General features: G+C 48.0%; 1 protein-coding gene and 1 pseudogene. Both read right to left on the bottom strand.

The genetic code is table 11. The features are described from left to right. A pseudogene (locus BN3349_RS11930) lies at positions 1-170 on the bottom strand (replication-associated recombination protein A); the annotation flags it as partial. Positions 171-276: 106 nt separating this feature from the next. Beyond that, a partial coding sequence (lolA, locus tag BN3349_RS11925; RefSeq protein WP_040977600.1) for an outer membrane lipoprotein periplasmic chaperone LolA occupies positions 277-880 on the bottom strand: 604 nt, incomplete at its 5' end.

Genomic DNA, 880 nt, shown 5'->3' with positions numbered 1-880 from the left:
CCCCAGAAAATCATTGAATGAACATGACCCGCCTCAATGGCTCTGCGCAGCGGTTTGCCCGGCGCAACCAAATGCGCCTGCCCGCAATACTGCGCCAATGTCTGCGGTCGCATGCGGGCGGCTAAAGGACGAAAATCGTTTTCGCTGAAATCAAAGGCTAGGTTGGACATATTCGGTTCTCGTTGATTATCTCTAAAACGGATTGAGGGGACAACATACTCTCTTTCGAAGGCAAAACCGGCACGCTAGAACGCATGCCGGCAATCATTCTGCGCTTTATTTTTTGTTGCGCTGATCGTCTAGTTCTACACCCTTCGGCAAGGTAAACTGGAACAGGTTATCCGCCAACGGTTGGTTGGTAATATTACGCAGCAAATACAAATTCGCCTGTCCGTCTTTTTCAATAGTACTGAAATTTTTCAGCACGCCGTCGGCATCAATCCGAATATCAAACTGCTTGATATTGCTTTTGCCGGATTTCGGTTTCAACACAAACGTATCGGCGCGCTGTTCCACCGAATATTGGTTCCAGTGACTTTTATTATCGCTGGTCAACAGCACAAAAGGCGTATCGTTTACTGCATCTTTCACCCAATTAGCCGTCACCTGCTCGACAAAAGGATCATAAAACCACAGAGTTTTGCCGTCGGAAATAATCTGAGTTTCCTGCGGCGCTTTATTATCCATACGGAATAAATTCGGACGTTTAATCTGAATTTTACCGCTGCCCTGCTGAATTTCCTTGCCTTTCGGATCGCTGACTTTCTGGCTATAATCGGCGCTCAGTACCTCGACTTTGCTCAATCGCGCCTGTAACTCCGTTACGGCATCCGCCCAAACCGAGCAGCTGACGCCGGTCAGTAAAAGTGCGGTGAATTTT

This window comes from Necropsobacter massiliensis, from assembly GCF_000827595.2.
Lineage (GTDB): Bacteria > Pseudomonadota > Gammaproteobacteria > Enterobacterales > Pasteurellaceae > Necropsobacter > Necropsobacter massiliensis.
The sequence above is the reverse complement of the archived record's forward strand: the minus strand, read 5'-3'. Positions and strand labels throughout refer to the sequence as shown.